The sequence below is a fragment of the Paucibacter sp. B2R-40 genome (assembly GCF_025717555.1).
Classification (GTDB): Bacteria; Pseudomonadota; Gammaproteobacteria; order Burkholderiales; family Burkholderiaceae_C; genus Paucibacter_A.
Genome location: NZ_JAJIRP010000042.1, coordinates 1 through 401 on the forward strand (window position 1 = coordinate 1; position 401 = coordinate 401).

Sequence of the window (401 nt, forward strand, 5' to 3'; positions counted from 1 at the left end):
CTGCTGCAAACGCTCGCGATGATCATCTGGAAGCCGAACCCCAAGCCGTTCCCGCTGCTCTTGCCGACCACGCCAATTGACCTTGGCGGCCCGGTCATCACGGTCACGCAATGCGTGATCCTGGGCAGCACGGTGATGATCCTGGCCACGCTGATGTGGCTGGTCAATCACACCAAGCTGGGTCGCGCGATGCGGGCTACCGCCGAGAACCCACGGGTCGCCGGCCTGATGGGCGTCAAGCCCGACTTCATCATCTCCACCACGTTCGTGATCGGCGCCGCACTGGCGGCTGTGGCCGGCCTGATGTGGGCGGCCAACTACGGCACCGTGCAGCACACGATGGGCTTCATGCCGGGGCTCAAAGCCTTCACGGCGGCGGTCTTGGGCGGCATCGGCAACCT

General features: G+C 65.3%; 1 protein-coding gene. It reads left to right on the plus strand.

Annotated features, from left to right (window positions below; all coding sequences use genetic code 11):
* On the plus strand, nucleotides 1-401 hold a 401-nt coding region (locus LNV09_RS24665; RefSeq protein ID WP_411969349.1), incomplete at both ends, for a branched-chain amino acid ABC transporter permease.